At 44.9% G+C, this 17,780-nt stretch carries 8 protein-coding genes; 2 read left to right on the top strand and 6 right to left on the bottom strand.

What is annotated here, in order from left to right:
* Positions 1-60: 60 nt before the first annotated feature.
* On the bottom strand, positions 61-2,526 hold the full coding sequence (locus MKY63_RS18785; protein WP_339809569.1) for a glycoside hydrolase family 2 protein: 2,466 nt from the start codon (positions 2,524-2,526) through the stop codon (positions 61-63).
* A gap of 134 nt (positions 2,527-2,660) precedes the next feature.
* On the opposite strand from MKY63_RS18785, the gene MKY63_RS18780 reads away from it, so the two are divergent.
* The gene (locus MKY63_RS18780; protein WP_036683185.1) at positions 2,661-3,512 is read left to right on the top strand and encodes a helix-turn-helix domain-containing protein; all 852 of its coding nucleotides are present in this window, start codon (positions 2,661-2,663) and stop codon (positions 3,510-3,512) included.
* A gap of 69 nt (positions 3,513-3,581) precedes the next feature.
* On the opposite strand, the gene MKY63_RS18775 is transcribed toward MKY63_RS18780, so the two are convergent.
* The 3 genes from MKY63_RS18775 to MKY63_RS18765 all read right to left on the bottom strand — a co-directional run bounded on the left by MKY63_RS18775 (position 3,582) and on the right by MKY63_RS18765 (position 7,176).
* Positions 3,582-5,195 (bottom strand): extracellular solute-binding protein, encoded by a 1,614-nt coding sequence (locus tag MKY63_RS18775; protein ID WP_036683237.1) that lies wholly within the window; start codon positions 5,193-5,195, stop codon positions 3,582-3,584.
* A gap of 107 nt (positions 5,196-5,302) precedes the next feature.
* Positions 5,303-6,193, bottom strand: coding sequence for a carbohydrate ABC transporter permease (locus MKY63_RS18770; RefSeq protein ID WP_036683186.1), 891 nt, complete (start codon positions 6,191-6,193; stop codon positions 5,303-5,305).
* Positions 6,194-6,219: 26 nt separating this feature from the next.
* Positions 6,220-7,176: an ABC transporter permease subunit gene (locus tag MKY63_RS18765; RefSeq protein ID WP_051491272.1), complete on the bottom strand. Its 957-nt coding sequence runs from the start codon at positions 7,174-7,176 to the stop codon at positions 6,220-6,222.
* Positions 7,177-7,433: 257 nt separating this feature from the next.
* Between MKY63_RS18765 and MKY63_RS18760 the strand changes: the two genes are divergently transcribed.
* Positions 7,434-9,158, top strand: a complete 1,725-nt coding sequence (locus tag MKY63_RS18760) for a sensor histidine kinase (RefSeq protein ID WP_162164272.1) — start codon at positions 7,434-7,436, stop codon at positions 9,156-9,158.
* Between the two features lie 1,591 nt (positions 9,159-10,749).
* On the opposite strand, the gene MKY63_RS18755 is transcribed toward MKY63_RS18760, so the two are convergent.
* Together MKY63_RS18755 and MKY63_RS18750 are read right to left on the bottom strand one after the other, a co-directional pair.
* Positions 10,750-15,744, bottom strand: a complete 4,995-nt coding sequence (locus tag MKY63_RS18755) for an S-layer homology domain-containing protein (protein ID WP_051491279.1) — start codon at positions 15,742-15,744, stop codon at positions 10,750-10,752.
* 382 nt (positions 15,745-16,126) lie between these two features.
* On the bottom strand, positions 16,127-17,668 hold the full coding sequence (locus tag MKY63_RS18750; protein WP_036683251.1) for a response regulator: 1,542 nt from the start codon (positions 17,666-17,668) through the stop codon (positions 16,127-16,129).
* Positions 17,669-17,780 lie beyond the last annotated feature (112 nt).

Raw genomic sequence — 17,780 nt, 5'->3', positions numbered from 1 at the left:
TCATCAAACTGTCATTTGGAGATTGACAGCCTAGGATATAGTAGGAAAATAACCTTTTTCTTAAATATCAAAGACGGACCGTACAGTAAGCTGGGCACGCAGTTCCTCAGCCGTAGCTGGTTTATCGAGATCTTTTTTAGCAACCGTAACGGTTCTTGAAACGCCAGCTGACAGGTCGAAATAGTTATCACTGAAAATCGCATCTCTTTCCTTGAAATCAAGTCCGACGAAACGGGCATATGCTTTTGACTTCACAGTAATAACGAATTGTTCTGCTTCCTCAGTGAGTACGGCTTCAAGCTCAGGATCAACAAAGCTGAAATGTTTCGGCTTAACGAACAAGACGGTTCCCCCGCTTATCGTCTCCCCCTCTACCTCAAATACATATTCCAGATAGGCTTCACGTTTCTTCTCTTTTGTATCCAAGACATGACCAAAATCAAGCCGATCGAACTCGGCACTGCTTAAAGCCTCAATCTTCACCGACTTCGCACCTTCCATTAGAACCTCTGATGTCGGAGTAAGCAGTCTCCATCTTAATTCACCGCTCACCTTCTCTCTGCTCTCATTAGAGACATGCAGGGAAACTACGGTTCCTTCGTCATGTGCAGAAGCAAGAACTGGAGCAAAAAAACGTCTAGCTGTATAATGCATTGCTTTCCACCGGCCATAATAATCGATGCTAGACCAGGAAGCAACCGGCCAACAATCGTTCAACTGCCAATACAATGCGCCCATGCAGCGCCCTCTATGTCTACGCCAATGCTCTACGCCACAGCGCATGCCTTCGGCTTGGATAAGCTGGGACGCATAGAGAATAGATTCAAAATCCTTCGGATATTTGTAGGTCTCGCCGATATAATAGAGAATTTTCTCATTTCCGGTATTGTTCTTCTGGTGGGACTCCATGACATAGGAGAAAATATTGCGATCCTCCGGCAACGTAAAGGATTCAATCGTCTTCAAGCTTGGGAAGGATTGCAGGCCAAACTCAGACATATAACGCGGATAGAGCTTCCGGTAATCGGTAAAAGGCTCCTTGCCATGCCAAACGCCCCAGTAATGCATGTCTCCATAGTTCTCGTCATTCGGTTTATCAAAGCTTCCTTTAGAGGAAGGAGAGGCACGCCAGTAGAAGGTATTGGGATCAACTTCCTTAGCGATAGCCGGCAGAAGCACTTCATATTGCTTGATATAGTCGGCCTTTAGCTGGAGCGAATAATGATTCTCCCAATCCCAATCGACCCAAGCCATCTCCTGTTCGTTGTTACCGCACCACAAGCCTAACGATGCGTGATGGCGCAAGCGCTTCATGTTGTCGATCGTCTCATGTGTGATATTGTCCTCAAAAGATTCTGTCAGTGCATAGATCCCGCAGGCATACAGATGATCCTGCCAGACGATAAGCCCATATTCATCGCATAGATCATAAAAATAATCGTCAGGATAATAACCGCCACCCCATACACGAATGGTATTAAAGTTAGCAGCCACGCAGCTTTGGAGCAGGCGATCCGTGCGCTCCTTAGTCACGCGAGGTAGAAGATTATCTTCCAGAATATAATCGGCACCTGTAGAAAAGATAAGTACGCCGTTGATTTCAAAAGCGAATGATTGTCCCCACTGGTCTTCTTCCTGCTTCACAGAAATCGTTCTTAATCCAATCCGCAGTTCTCGACGATCCAGCTCCTGTCCCTTCTGCAACAGTACAACCTCGACGTTATACAGGGGTTGTGCACCCAGATTATTCGGCCACCAAAGCTCTGGCTCCATAATTTCCAGTGTAATATGATGATCTTCTCCCGCAGTTTCGGACACACGACGTTCAACGGCCACACCTGCTGGAGTGTGAACGCTGACTACGATTTCCCGTTCAACCTCCTGCCAGCTCTCTGTTCTTACCCGAACATCCAGAGTAACCTTATCCGGCTCGTGAAATTGTGTAATATAAACATCGTCAACACGGGCACTGTCATACCCCTGAATGGAGAGACTTCTCCAGATTCCAAGATCGGGCAGCTTCGGACCCCAGTCCCAGCCGAACATGGAATGTGCTTTGCGCAGATGGGATATTCCCTCCACTGCATCAGCACAACTGCTAAGCGGCAGCTCCGCTTGCTTCCGCAGAGCAAATTCCACTGGGGAACGAAAAATCGCGTGAATGGTGTTATCGCCTTGCTTCAACACTGACTTAATGTCCACTTCATACGTCCGGTGCATATTATCACTGTTCAGAATGTTAGTTCCATTCACAAAAAGCTCGCATAACGTATCCAGCCCCTCACACAGCAGAAATACGCGGTCATGCTGTAACACTTCAGCTTCCACTTGAAAGCAACGCTGATATTCGTAATCGTAATTGGATAATTCCAGAACCTCATATTCCTGCTCACGATAGAACGGATCCGGCATTTCTCCGGCATTCAATAAATCGTGATAGACAGAACCTGGCACACTAGCCTCCAGCCAGCTCGGCTCATGCAGACGTCTCATTTTCCATTTTCCATTTAGATCTACAAGATGCATTTTCTACCGCCTCCAAAATGTGCTATTTTGCCTTCTTATAGATCAAGTCTATCAATAATATCTTTTTATTTCTTGTGTTGTGTTCTCGAGATTCATGTGCTATTTTAACATCATTAATACACTGGAGGACGAACATGCTCAAATACACCGAGGCAAGCCATATGAATCCTGAACTACTAGCAGACCCTTTCTGGGTGGAGTCCTTAAGTCAGGTATCTCCAGAACATACGCATGATTTCTATGAATTTTTCATTCTCACAGAAGGCAGATGTCAGCATATTGTTAACGGGACAGCGCAGCTGCTTCAGACTGGCTGCCTTGTCTTTATTCGGCCCAGTGATACCCACAGATATGAAGCAGATGGTGATAGCGATTGCCGTTTCCTGAACATTCCCTGCCGCAAAAGCTTCATTGAAGCTGCTTTAACTTATCTGAATGAAGAGGAGTTTTTGCACGGATTGCTGAACACGCCTCTCCCCCGAATCGCTATGTTATCTCAGCTGGAAATGGCTAATTTCGTCCGTTCTATGGAACGCATTCGCATCCTATCAACCCTAGACAAGGTTAAGTCCCGGATTTTTCTAAAAGGCCTGCTCGTCGATACACTCACCCAGCATTTTTTCTCCGCAGAGACAGTCGCTCAACCAGAATTCCCGCTCTGGCTAGAGCATGCCATAACCAAAATGCACTTAAAGGATAATTTGCACCGTGGACTTCATGCCTTGTACGAGCTGTCAGGGAGAAGCGCCGGCCATGTGAACCGCGCCTTCCGGCAATACTTGAACCAGACACCTACGGAATATATCAACCAGCTAAAGCTCAATGTAGCCCGCAACCTACTGCTCACTACCGAGCTGCGTGTGGTCGATATCGCTTTGGAATCCGGCTTCGAGAATGTCAGTCATTTCTATCATCAATTCAAAAAATTCTATCATCAAGCCCCGCTTGATTTCCGCAGGAATGCACATGTTAATCGGCTGGTTTAGCTTTTTTATACAACAAAAAGCTTCTCTCTGCTGAAATGCAGAGAGGAAGCTTTTACATAGATAAACATATTATTTTGAGTTCCACAATTCCATACGTTCGCTATACTTCTGATTGAAGATTTCTTCTACTTTTTCATCCCCAGCTTTTTTCATATCCGCAAGCATCTTGTCGAATGTAGAATTGGCTTCGGCTTCAGAAGGAGCGATGATTACTCTCGTAATGCTTTGGTCCATAATATCTTTTACTTTTTGCGCTGTCAGCGCTTCAGGCGTTCCGCCGTCAGGGCCTAAGTTATCAAATTCTGCTGTATCCCATACGGAATCTCCAAGGCTCTTAATGGCCATTTCGTCAATTTCACTACGTTGGTATTTAACGGCCATATCGTATGGCTGTTCATTGGCATCCAGACCATTTTTAACAAACCACAACCATTTACGAACACCGCTCTTCTTCACAGCATCGTCCCAGTTATCCTTGAAGCTTTGCAGGAATGCAGGGTCTGGTTGTCTCTTTCCATCCACCATGGTGTACTGCTCGCCTTCCTTACCCCATAGCAGCAAATGTTGTCCTTCGTCACTCGCTAGGTAGTTGAACAGCTTGATAGTTTCTTCAGGGTGTTTGTTATTTTTCGTAATGGCAATAGCATCCCATCCAAGTGAGCTTCTTGGTCCGAATGTTGTTTGGGAGGTCTCTGTGCCTGGTGCTACAACCTTGTACGGGAAGAACTGATTATCATCTCCGCCATCCTTCTTCAGAGTACCATTTGCATTACCTGGGTCCCAGTATGCGCCTGGTGTGGAGAACACTGCGCCGATAGCCAGCTTTTGAATCCAGGTTTGTGTTTTGCTGATGGCAAACTCTTTTTCGATTAGACCTTCTCTATACAGACTGTTCACATAAAGCAGCATCTCGCGATACTTTGGATCCTTAACATCATATTGTAATGTTCCATTATTATCATAGTAGGTTCTCAGACCCCACATCCCTTTAAATGTACCGAGGTTGGCGCCCATATTCTCACCGTTCATCGTCATTGGAACAGTTTCTTTTCCATCAATTGTCCTGTTTTTCTCTTTAAAATTCTTTAAAAGTGCTTCAAACTCATCCGTTGTGAGTGGGGTGGAGCCATCTGCCTTATCTGGAGCTAGGTCCGCAACCAGATTTTTTCTCATCAGCATACCGAAAACAGGATCACTATCCAGGCCATACCAGTTAGCTAGGTAATAGTTTTTCCCATCCTTATAACGTGTTTTGATCAATGTGTCGCCGTACATTTCTTTAATGTCTGGTCCACTTTTCTCAATTAACTCATCGAGCGCTATAAATGCGCCACTTGTAATGTATTTATCGAGGGAAGCATCGCCCCGGCTCATTACAACCACATCTGGATAGTCACCACTGGCAAGCATCAAGCTCAGCTTTTCCGTAGGATTACCCGTTGGCTGCTGGATTGAGATCGAAATGCCTGTTTTTTTGGTGATTTCCTGCGCAATAGCATCAGTGAAAGGTTCTCCCTTGGTATTTGAATCAAACCAGGTCAATGTAATCGGCTCTTGTTTTTTATCGTTTCCGGCCGTTTGGTTTGTATTGTTTTTTCCATCATTTGAAGCACAACCCGCTAATACACCAACGGCTAATGCGGCAGTAATACTCACGTTCAACCATTTATTTTTCTTTATCATAGACACCCTAATTCCTCCCATTAAGTAAGTTACTTCATAAGTCTATCAAGCAACCAAGCAAGTCTGCCCGTTCACCCCCCTTCAGGGCCGCTATTTATTTAATCATATTAACTCTTAACCGCTCCCAAAGTCATACCCTTAACAAAGTACTTTTGCAGGAATGGGTATACCAGTACGATAGGCAATGTTGCCACCATCGTCGCTGCCATCCGGATAGTATCACTTGAAACCGCATTCCGCTTAGCCGAGTTAGCTAGCATTTGCGATTGCGATACCATGCCTCCGGTCTGGAATTGGCTTAATATTTTCACGAGTACGGCTTGTAAGGTCTTTAAGTCAGAACTATAGGTAAACGCATAGGAGTCAAACCACGAATTCCAATGTGAGATTGCCTGAAAAAGTCCTACAGTCGCAAGCACGGGTGTGGTCAACGGTAGAACAATTCGGAAGAAAATCGTCAGGTCATTCGCCCCGTCTACCTTCGCCGACTCCTCGATCTCACCAGGCAGCCCCTCCATAAAGGTACGGACAATAATCATATAGAAGACATTCATCAGCCCTGGCAAAATAAATACGGAAAACGTGTCAATCATATTCAGCGCTTTAAGCACCATGTAATAAGGAATCAGTCCGCCTCCAAAATACATCGTGAAGACAAAATATAGATTCCATCCTTTACGTCCCATCAAATTCCGGCGGCTTAGCGGATAAGCAAGCATCGTAATGACAAGGACAGATAGCGGCGCGCCAATTACGGTACGTTTGACAGTAACCCATAAGCCATTCAAAATCTCGCTATCTTTTAAGATTTGACTGTAGCTATCAAAGGTGAGGACTCTGGGCCATAAATAGACGCCACCACGTACGGTATCCTCAGCAGCATTTAATGAAAGAACGAGAATATTCCAAAAAGGGAGAAAGGTAACTAGCAACACAAGTATAAGAATGAAATAAACTATAAATTTAAAAATATGATCCCCGTATCTATTCGAAATCATCACAAGCGCTCCTCTCTTTTTCGGGTTTAGAACAACGCTTGGTCGTTCACTTTTCTAGAAATTCGATTCACAATTACAACAAGTATGAAGGCAATCACGGATTTAAATACCCCAACGGCCGCCCCGTAGGAGAACATGCTGTTTTGTAGCCCGTATTTATATGCATAAATATCGATAACCTCTGAATACTCAAGCACTGTATTATTTTGCAGCAGGTATTGTTGTTCAAAGCCCGCATTCAAAATGCCTCCGACGGCAAGAATCCCTAAAATAACAATGGTTGGACGCAAGGCTGGCAACGTAATATGCCACATTTGCCGGAAGCGACTGGCTCCATCCACTCTAGCTGCTTCGTAGAGCTCTGGATTAATAGCGGAAATTGCAGCAAGATACATAATGGCGCTGAAGCCCATTTCCTTCCACATATTGGACAAAGCGATAATCCACCAGAATAGCGGTCCATTTTGTAGAAAAGCAACCGGTTCCTGAACAATGCCCAACGTCACCAATAAATTGTTAAACATCCCATCGGAAGCCAGCAGTGTAATCACGATGTTTGCAGCGATAACCCATGAGATAAAATGCGGCAGATAAGAAACCGTCTGTACAAATCTTTTGAAAAATCCCTGTCTAGCTTCATTCAGTACAAGTGCGAGGATGATCGGTGCTGGAAACCCGAATAACAAGGTCAGCAAGCTTGTAGCAAGCGTATTGCGCATTACACGGTAGAAATCTCCGGTAGTAAAGAAATACTCAAACCACTTGAATCCTACAAACTCTGCATGGAAAAATTGTTGAAAAAATGTTCCTCCGCCCGGCTGATAATTCGTAAACGCCATATACATCCCAAACATAGGACCATAAGAAAATAGCAATGTCGCAATTAAGGCAGGCAGCATCAGCAAAAATAACCATTTCTGCTCTTTTAATCTGTACCACAGATTATTGCCTCTGACTGTTTTGATAGCGCTTGCTTTATGCATCAAATACCCTCCCTTTTTATTTAGTGCAGCATGTCGAGCCACATCTCGATTCAACTTCTCTCCTATTCATCTTAAGTCCGCAACAGGTGGCTTTCTATACTTCAATCCTCCGAATGATAGCGCTTTTTAAAGGAGTTTCGGCAGATTCGAGCATTGGATTTCGATATTCAGTCTGCTATGATGAACATGGCAAACAGCGAATTTACAGTAAAGAAGGGACTTCTTCTATGCGCCATATATATAGGAAATATATTTATATGCCTTTTATCGATTTGAGCTTTCGCTCCAAGCTGTTCAGCGTATTTGTGCTAGTGACCATTGTTCCGATGATGCTTTTCGCCTACCTTTCCTACGAATTAACAAAATCAAAATTAACGGATCAGATTTACAGCAATATGATGAATTCAACAGCTCAGATTAATAAAAATTTGGAAAACAAGCTGGACAGCTATGAACATATTTCAGCTTCCATCTACCTGGATAACAGACTTGCCAGCTACCTCACGAGTGAATACCAGGATGATCCTTCTTATCTGGATGTCTATCAATACATAGGCAACCGCATGGACACGATAATGACTGCCTATCCTGATTTTGATAGCGTTTTCATTTATTCGGACAATGAATCACTTCCCAAAGATGATTACTATATCAAGCCGGTAACAGCTGAGGTTAAAGAGACCGAGCTGTTCAAGCAGCTTCAGCAGTCACATGGGAATATCATTCATCTATCCTCACCGCAGACCGAAGATAGTCCGGCCATGTTTACCTTAGCAAGATTTTTGAACAATAACCGCAATCAATATCCCTACGGTATTCTGGTCTTCAGAATCTCCGAATCGGTCATCTATTCTTTAATGGAGGAAGAAGCGGGCGGGAAAGATATTTTTATTATTAATGACAAAGGGCTTATTCTCTCAGCAGCTGACAAGCACTTATTAAATACGAGCCTGCCGGAATTGCTTGATCAGAAATTCGATGAGTCACCATCGGGCAGATTTGATACAACTTACAAAGGGGTAAAGGCATTCGCGGTCTACAACACGCTCAAAAATGGATGGAAAACTGTATCTATCTTCCCCTATGACAGCATCATTCAGGACGCTAAATCACTCTCAGATCTGATTATCAAAATCTCACTCGGCTTTATTGGCGTGGCCCTCCTGCTGATTTACATTACGGCGTCGCTGTTCAGCAAGCGTATCCGTACTTTAATCCGGATGATCCGCCGCCTGGAACGGGGGGATTTCAATCATAGTACAGAAGAACATTTGGGGAATGATGAGATTGGCCAGCTGCATTTTGCCTTCAAGCAAATGACCACCCGGCTCAAAAGTCTCATTACTGAGGTGTATCAGAAGGAGCTGCAGAGTAAGGAGGCCGAGCTTGACCTGCTGCAAGCGCAGATCAACCCTCATTTTCTGTACAACACACTGGGCTCCATCTCGTCGCTTGCCCTAAAACATCAAGATACGCGTATACAAGATTTGGTGCTTCATCTAGCCAAGTTTTATCGAATCTCCTTAAATAAAGGGAAAAGTATATTGACCATCCACGAGGAATTAAAGCTGACCCAGAGCTACAACGCCATTCAGCTAATCCGCTTTAAAGGCCAACTGAACATTACCTACACAGTAGATGAAGCGATCCTGCCCTACTCTACTGTCAAGCTTGCCTTACAGCCTTTTGTGGAGAATGCAGTGCTGCATGCCGTGTGGAGCCAAGAAAGTCCGCTGAACATTCATATCAAAGGTGTCATGGAAGCAAACGATATTATCTTGTCGGTAATCGATGATGGCATGGGGATGAGCCGCGAGACGCTCAGTTCTTTGCTTGAGGATAAGCCTGGACGAGGGTATGGAATCACTAACGTTGATCGTCGCATCAAACTGAAATTTGGTGAGCACTACGGCGTTAAAGTGTTTAGCAGACTAGGAATAGGCACCACCGTGCAGATTCGTTTACCGCAAAAAGAGGTGTAGGAGCGGTGACGAGGGGATTCTCCATTGCGAGAATCCTTTGGCTTGCTTCTCCTTGGATTTGATGGGATCGATGGGATCGTTTAGATCGAAGGGATCGTTTGGATCGTTCGGCACTATTTGCTCCCTCCTCATTCGTATCGGACCGAGGAGACCTTATTTCGATGATTCGGGGCATTTTGCTCGACTATCGGACTCAGATGCAGCAATTGACTCGTTTGTACACTAATTCTGGACAATTTTATAGCAATAAGAGCTATACAGTCCGAAATCTTTGTAAAAAGACTCAAATATCCGAAATAGCTGCAATACGGTCCGATGTGTTCTACTTTGCGCGAGAGATTCTACTTTACTGAGATATGTTCTACTTTTGCGCGGGATTCTACTTTGCTGAGGAGTGTTCTACTTTTGCGCGAGATTCTACTTTTCTGAGGTGTGTTCGACTTATATTCCCTCCTCATTCCTATCGGACCGAGGGGACCCTATTTCGATGATTCGGGGCATTTTGCTCGACTATCGGACTCAGATGCAGCTATTGACTCATTTACGTAGTAATTCTGGACAATTTAATAACAATAAGAGCTATACAGTCCGAAATCTTTGTAAAATGACTCAAATTTCCGAAATAGCTGCGATACGGTCCGATGTGTTCTACTTTTGCGCGGGATTCTACATTGCTGGGGTGTGCTAGACTTTTGTGCGGGATTCTACTTTGCCAGAGTGTCTTAGTGTGTTCCAACTTATACTCCTTCCTCCTACGCATCGGACCGAGGGGACCTTATTTCGATGATTCGGGGCATTTTGCTCGACTATCGGACTCAGATGCAGCTATTGACTCATTTACGTAGTAATTCTGGACAATTTAATAACAATAAGATCTATACAGTCCGAAATCTTTGTAAAATGACTCAAATTTCCAAAATAGCTGCAATACAGTCCGATGTGTTTTACTTCGCGCGGGATTCTACTTTGCTGGGGTGTGCTAGACTTTTGTGCGGGATTCTACTTTGCCAGAGTGTCTTAGTGTGTTCCAACTTATACTCCTTCCTCCTACGCATCGGACCGAGGGGACCTTATTTCGATGATTCGGGGCATTTTGCTCGACTATCGGACTCAGATGCAGCTAATGACTCGTTTACGCAGTAATTCTGGACAATTTAATAACAATAAGATCTATACAGTCCGAAATCTTTGTAAAATGACTCAAATTTCCGAAATAGCTGCGACACGGTCCGATGTGTTCTAACTATGATCTACTTTGCCGATGTGTGCTCGACTTTTGCGGGGGATTCTACATTGCCGATTTGTGCTCGACTTTTGCGGGGGATTCTACATTGCCGGAGTGTGTTCGACTTTTGCACGGGATTCTACTTTGCTGGGGTGTGCTCGACTTTTGCACGGGATTCTACTTCGCTGGAGTAAGTTCCGATAGATAGTAAAGTGCGGTTTTAGTAACTGCCGAACAGCAATGTACCTAATAGTAATGTAGTACCTATTAGTAAAGTTCGATAAAGTAGCTAATTTCATCAACTGATCTATCAAAAAAGCCGACTCTCCGGTTAATGGAGAGTCGCTCTTTTGTAGTGATTTCAGCTTACTTCAAAATCAAATTATAGATCACTTGAGCCGCTTCTGCGCGCGAAGCGATTCCTTTTGGTGCAAACCGTTCATGACTTTGACCTTGAATCAGTCCTAGACTGGCCGCTTCATTAACAGAAGCAGTGGCCCAAGCAGACACCTGATTTATGTCGGTGAACGCTGCGGCAGTTGCGCCGTTAGTTGTTGCACCGTTGGTTGTTTCACCATTGGTTGTTGCGCCGTTGGTTGTTGCACCATTGGCTGTTACGCCGTTGTTCAGCTCGTAAGCCTTCATTAGCATCACCGTGATTTCTTCACGGGTGATTTGTGCTCCCGGCTCAAACTTGGACGCACTTCTACCACTCACGATTCCCGCCTTGTAAGCGATTGAGATAGGCTCCGCATACCAGGCAGATGGAGCAACATCAGCAAAGCTTTCTTTTCCTGTCGCGGTCAGTCCAAGGGCATGAACAAGCATCGAAGTGAACTCGGCACGTGTAACTGCCCGGCTTGGTTCAAACTTTTCTTTGCTTGTGCCCTGCACATATAGCTTGGACGACAGCTCTTGGATTACTGGGTTAGCCCAGTGATTGGCCGGCACATCGACAAAGATGCGGTTCAACTCCAGCACAGCATATTTGCTGAAGTGGCTGACCTCAGCTTTTAATACACCGTTAGCATAATCAGCTTGAATATATTCCAGCCTGCCATTGTCCGCGATATAATAAACACCGCCTCGTTTAGCATTGAAGCCTTCTGCCACTGGCATGATGAGTGTTATTGGCTTATCAAATGTAGCGAGTGTGTCTGTAATGCCTGACTTGGTGGTAATAGAAAGACTAAATTCATAGATGTCTCCCTTGAGTACAACAGCCGCATTAGTAGAACTAGCCACTGTAGCAACTAACTCATCGGCCTTGCTGCTGAGGTTCACCATCTTCAGGGCAATCGTGCTATCTTCCCGCTGTCCCTCTGGCAGCTTGTTTTGTAGCTGGTGAATTAGCTCCGCTGGTACCTGCAAGGAGAGCTTACCCGCATTCAAAACTAGGGTGTGGTTCGCCAACTGTCGGACTACAGCAGAGGATAACTGAAATTGTTGGATGTCCCCTTTAATCTCAACCACTACCTGGCCAGTAGAACTGTCCAATTCCAGCATATCTGGCATGAGAATCAAAGTGCCCGCAACATTCTCTTGACCCGAAGTACTGCCAGAGGTACTACCAGAGGTACTACCAGAGGTACCGCCATTGTTTCCTGGATTCCCAGGATTACTAGGCTCTCCAGGATTACTCGGTTCTCCCGGACTGCTCGGTTCTCCTGGATTACTAGGCTCTCCCGGATTACTAGGCTCTCCTGGATTTCCTGGCTCTCCCGGATTTCCTGGATTGCTCGGTTCTCCTGTAGAGGCCTCTTTGACCGTGATTTTTGCCGATGCTTTGAACCCACCGTCTACCGTTTCCACAGTAATGGTGGCCTTTCCAGCTTCTACAGCGGTTAATGTTCCGTAGACTACGGTAGCTACAGAGGTATCGCTCGAAGTCCAGAGGACTGCTTTATCCGTCGCATCTTCCGGCGATACCGTAGCCGTCAATTTGCCGGTTTCACCTGCGGTCAACGAAAGCTCTTTCTTATCCAGTGTTATACCGGTTACTTGCTTAGGTGCAGCCGTCAATTTTACCAATTTCGACTCTGTCGGCTGCAAGGACAATTTCATAGTTCCTGTGACAGAGGAAACTTCTCCTGTCCAGAGATCTTGCGTAGTATAAGTCTCTGCAGCATCCAGTCCAGCGCGGCCAAGATCAACTTGCTTATCTGCCGAAGCAGATGCACTGTAATTGAATACGGCCAGATAATAATCATTGCCATCCTTCATAACAAAAGTATCAGCGGCATTGGCGTTTGTATTTCCTTCAAGTGGCTTGAACACTTTTCCTTTTAAAGCTAAATCGAGAACATCCTTGTTGTTGAACAAAGCGGTCATGTACTCCTGTGCTTTTGAGTCGTTAACATTGTCAGAGCCAAGCAGTACTGTTCCAGCGATAACGCCAGAGTTCATACGGCTACGCGCTTCAGTCAAGCTGGTAGCACGGGCCAATGCCAAATGATCAGGATCGGTGTAGGTGTAGATCGTGCCATTTTGCCAAAAGCCATAGGTTAATGAATTCAGCATATATTCGGTTTCATTGATCTTGCCGTATGTGTCGCAGGAAATTCGTCGGCTATGCGCATATTGGCTCGGGAAAATAGGCGCAATTGATGCGCTAATGAACATTTTTCCATCCAGACGTTCTTTCACATAACGCATTCCTTCATTATAAGCTTGGATTCCTGTCGTTATAGTTGGATCGAAATGTTGCCCCTCAAGCGAACCATGCGTTAAAAAATCTAATTTGATGAAGGTGAAGCCCAGACCTTTAAATTTGTCCAAAAAATAGTTCATGCGCAATTGGGCACCAGGATGTGTTACATCCAAAGGAAAAGCCCCGTCCAGAGTTGGCAGCGGTTGACCCGCGGCATCCTTAAGGACAATATCGCCGTAAGTATATTTATTGTCAGTTCCCTCTACAATCTGGTTCATATTGTTGCCCCAGTATACAAACGGTGCCCAATAAATACCCGCATGCTGGCCATTGCCTTTAATTACCGATACGGCGTCAGCCAGCTGCTTATCATTCAGATTATCCCAATAAGAATCCATATTAATAAAAACATTGCCGTTATTATTGAAATTTTGCAGATTCTCTTTATAGTAATTGGAGACATCCACTACATCCTGATAGGAAAGCGTACCCTCGTAAGCTCCCCAGCTATTAAAACCAACCGGTACGCCTTGTGGCAGCTCGGGGTTTAGCTCAAGTGCAGGTGTAATGATCGCATTAGCTTTACCATACTCCTCAAGCCCTGTACGGTAATCACTGAAAGCCCCTACCATGATCATAGGTGAGGATAAGTTTGTTCCACTTAAGCTGCCATGAGGCTGGGTATCGCGTGTGACATCACTAGCTGCACCGCCATATACGACCAGTTCATTCAGCCGATTGGCGGAACCTTTCCAGTCGATGCCTGTCTTCCAGGTATCATGAGTTACAGAGCCAAGCACAAGGCCGCTGCGTGTCGAGTTGTTAAACACAGTAGTCACCTCATAGCTGGTATCTGCACGGTTCATAGATTGAGATTTATAACGAATCCAAGCATCGTTGTCAAAAGGAACTGTAAGCACACGATTATCCGCACTAGCTCCGATATCCACACCACCTGTACGTTTTACGGTAATAGGTGACATATAGTTGGTCTTGACCGCTGTATCGCTGGCGACATCCAGACGGGTCAGAAAATACTTTTGATCGTCATAAAACTTGTAGACCTGCTTTAGCGTCGGTTTTCCTGTGGAAGTGTGGACAAAAGTTAGCTCCACGCCTTTGCCGAAACCATCCTGAATTTCTACCGGAGCACCAACAATTGTATGACTCTCATAGCTTGTAGTCTCAACGAGCGTATCGCCGATTTTGATACTGCTATAGATCCCATGCAGCTTCTGTCCGTCAGCCCAGTTATAGCTTGCATATCCAGACTTGGTATTATAGGACACTTCATATTGGCCATTTGATACAAGCAGTCCGTAAGTATATTCGGTAACTGTGATAGCTCCGTAGTTCTTCGAAGCGCCCGGTGTTCCTAAATCACCGTCTTCCTCCACTGGGGGATTAGGATCCACACCCATGGCTGGCTCAACTATAATTCGGTCCAGATCTGGCGCATACCAGTTGCCATCTGTAAATTTGATTGTATTCTCGCCTTCGTTCAGTGGCAGTGTAAGTTCATACATTCCAACCGTATCCCAGTCCGGTGTCTTGGGCAGCTCATAATACTGTTCTGCACCACCATTCGCACTAACGTAGAAGCTGCGTGGGTCACCTGAAATGTAGGCGACTGTGATTCGGTAATCACCAGTCATAGGGGCTGTAATCTTGTTGAAGGTTATGGAGCTGCCGCTATTCAAGTACCCTACCTTCTGGCCACCCGAAGCATTCGGGCTTTCGGAAACTTGGGCCTCACCTGTCAAAACATTGAGCGGAGATTCTGCTTCATAGCTGAGGGTATAAGGAATAATTTCTATCCGGTCGAAATCTGGAGAATACCAATCATGATCTGAGAAGGTGATAGTATTCAAACCCTCTACCAAAGAGGCCTCCACATCATAGGTTCCCACGGTGCTCCAGCTTGCCGTCTTTGGCAGGTCGATCATTTCATCCATTCCATCGTTAACCTGCATATAGACAGGACGTTGATCGCCGGAAATATAGGAGATGCGGATTAAATACGTTCCCGCTACTGGTACTGCAACATTTGTGAACTGTAAGGAACTGTTTTTGTTCAGATCCGTTACGATTTTACCGCCAGAGCCCACACTGCTGTCCGCCACTTTGGCGTTGCCTGTAAGCATATTCTCAGTAGCCTCGGCTTCCATGATCACACCATGCAGCTTCTCCTTCCAGTCACCTCCGGGTCCTTCACCTGGATCGCTGTCGTCTAGTCCACGGATTACGATCTTATCGATGTCTGGAGAATACCAGTTGTTGTCATCGATCAAGATGTTATTAGCACCCGCGTTCAGCGGAAGCGTCACATCATAAGTGCCTACCGTATCCCAGTCCACAGTCTTGGACGGTTCTTCAAATTGCTTGTCACCGCCATTGGCACTGATATTAAACGGGCGCGAATCGCCAGAAATATAATACACTGTAATTTTATAATTCCCTGGCTCGTTTACGGTCACATTATTGAACAACAAGGAGCTGCCTTGATACATGCCGCCCACTTTTTTCCCTCCGGAAGCCGCTGGGTGGTCAGAAATTGACGCATTACCCGTCAGAATATTCCCATCCGCTTCAGCTTCATAGCTATTTGTATCCTCGGCGTAAACCTTGCCGGCAAACTGACCACCGCTGCCTAACACTAAGCTGATCATAAGAAAGAACAAGAACCCTCTTTTCATTACACGTCCAAACATTTAATCCCTCCATTTAACTTTCTGATATAAGAAAAGCCTTCCGGTTGCAATTCATCAGTTGTTCCTTTTTCCAAATAACGTCTTCAGAACTCCTCTCCTTGTTGTAAGTAACGTCATGTAAGGAATGAACGGCCCGTACCGATTACTCTCTCAAGAATGCTGTATCCAACTATTGCCGTCTGGATTTCTTGAAAGCGCTATCGCAATTAGATTTGTAAAAAAGCTTCCTTTAATCGCAATAATGAATCAAGCCCCTCACATGTGCTGAGTTGTAATACATGCTTATTGTAAAAAGCAAAGGGGCATCTTTCCATATCGCAAGTTTACAATTCATAAAGGAAAGCGACTTTTCTTTCTATTCAGTAAGCAGAAGTGCGGAAGGTTAAATATTTTTCCTATACTCGTTAGGTGTGACCCCAAGGTTCTTCAGAAATAGAGAAATAAAATAAGACGTGCTTTCGTAACCCACTCTCTGGGCAATATCTTGAATCTTCAGTGACCCGTCTGCGAGCAGCTCCTTAGCCTTATCAAGCCGAATACGGGTTAAATAATCGTGGATCGTGATGCCTGTTTTATCCTTAAAAATAGATCTTAAGTAGTTCGGTGACAGATAAACCTGATCAGACAGACTATTAATCGTAATCGGCTGATCGTAATTTTGTTCGATCACGGTGCGAACCTTGTGGACGAGCTTTGTATTTTTATCCATAAGTCGCTCACCTAGCATGCTCACGGCATCACCCGCAGTGCCCAGGATTAAATCCTCGATCTCATGTAAAGTCAGCGCATTATAGATGGAATGATAGAGCTCCGCCCGCTTAAAGCCCTCGGGAACCGACTGATGCAGCTGCTCTAGCAGTTCATCAACAAGATCAATCGCCCAATTACAGATGATTTTTTTCTTGATTCTCAGCGTGGCCAATCCCACGAAATATTGATGCAGCTTTTGTGCGGCCTGCTCGAAGTCCAGCTGATTGATAGCTTCAAACCACTCTTTTCTCTCAAAAGGTGGCATATGTTCACTGTCGAACTGATTCGAAATAGCCGCGGCATGAATAATTAAGCCCGTGCCTTTATAAAAACGTTCATTTAAAATCACACGCGTCTGCTTATACAGATTATGGACCAGCGCTAATTCTGCTGCCAGCGCCCCGACTGCTGCCGTCACCGTAAAATCCAGCGCACTACGAATAGCCACAGCTAAATCCTCCCAAGCATAATAGCCAGGTTGTTGAGTTGCTTCCATAAACACACCTGTCTCGCCATCCTTGTAAGGAACAAAAACAACCTCTATATTTTTCGCCTTAAAAAAGTGATCCAGATAAGAGATCAGCCGGCTCATACACTCTTCCAGACTCTGCTGCTCACCCTCCGCCTCTTTGGGATCGATGCTGAACAGTGCCATGGTATAACGATTACTCTCTGGGAGACGTGTCAGCCTGTTGAAGTTATTTGCCAGCTCTGCGGCTTGCTCCGCATTTTTTTCAAAAGAAAGTTCCTTAAGAATTTTAGTTTTAGCAGCCTCCATAGAACGTTGTTTCATCTGAACCTCTTCGCAGCGTGCTTTAACCTTTTCGATAACGCTTTCAATTTCAGTCAAATCTAGCGGCTTCAGTAAATATCCGACAGCTCCTACATTAAGGGCCGATTTAACATAGTGGAATTCATCATGTCCGGTGAGGAACATAATTTGCATATGGTCATAACATTCATGTATTTTTTTAGCCAACTCAATTCCATTCATTATCGGCATCTGAACATCTGTAAGAATAATATCCGGTTGAAAAGCCTCTATTTTCTCCAAAGCTTCTCTACCATTGCTCGCTGTTCCAACGACATAGATGCCCATCTCTTCCCAGCGGATATAATCTCTCATCATCTCAAGACCCATTTCTTCATCATCTACCAGAAAAATACTATACACCTGAGGTTTCCTCCTACTTGTTGTCTGTATTTGCTCCTATTATATTCTTTTCCCCTTAGGCGATCATCGACCAAATTAATGTAAGTCATTTTCAGGCATGAATCGTTACTTT

The organism is Paenibacillus sp. FSL R7-0189 (assembly GCF_037969925.1).
Taxonomy (GTDB): domain Bacteria; phylum Bacillota; class Bacilli; order Paenibacillales; family Paenibacillaceae; genus Paenibacillus_AQ; species Paenibacillus_AQ odorifer.
This window is presented reverse-complemented; position numbering and strand designations above follow the sequence as displayed.

What these genes read in the sequence shown, in the direction of transcription:
- MKY63_RS18780 (WP_036683185.1), top strand. Translation starts at nt 2,661, where the DNA reads ATGCTCAAATACACCGAGGCAAGCCATATGAATCCTGAACTACTAGCA.
- MKY63_RS18755 (WP_051491279.1), bottom strand. Translation starts at nt 15,744, where the DNA reads ATGTTTGGACGTGTAATGAAAAGAGGGTTCTTGTTCTTTCTTATGATC.
- MKY63_RS18765 (WP_051491272.1), bottom strand. Translation starts at nt 7,176, where the DNA reads ATGCATAAAGCAAGCGCTATCAAAACAGTCAGAGGCAATAATCTGTGG.
- MKY63_RS18785 (WP_339809569.1), bottom strand. Translation starts at nt 2,526, where the DNA reads ATGCATCTTGTAGATCTAAATGGAAAATGGAAAATGAGACGTCTGCAT.
- MKY63_RS18775 (WP_036683237.1), bottom strand. Translation starts at nt 5,195, where the DNA reads ATGATAAAGAAAAATAAATGGTTGAACGTGAGTATTACTGCCGCATTA.
- MKY63_RS18770 (WP_036683186.1), bottom strand. Translation starts at nt 6,193, where the DNA reads ATGATTTCGAATAGATACGGGGATCATATTTTTAAATTTATAGTTTAT.
- MKY63_RS18760 (WP_162164272.1), top strand. Translation starts at nt 7,434, where the DNA reads ATGCCTTTTATCGATTTGAGCTTTCGCTCCAAGCTGTTCAGCGTATTT.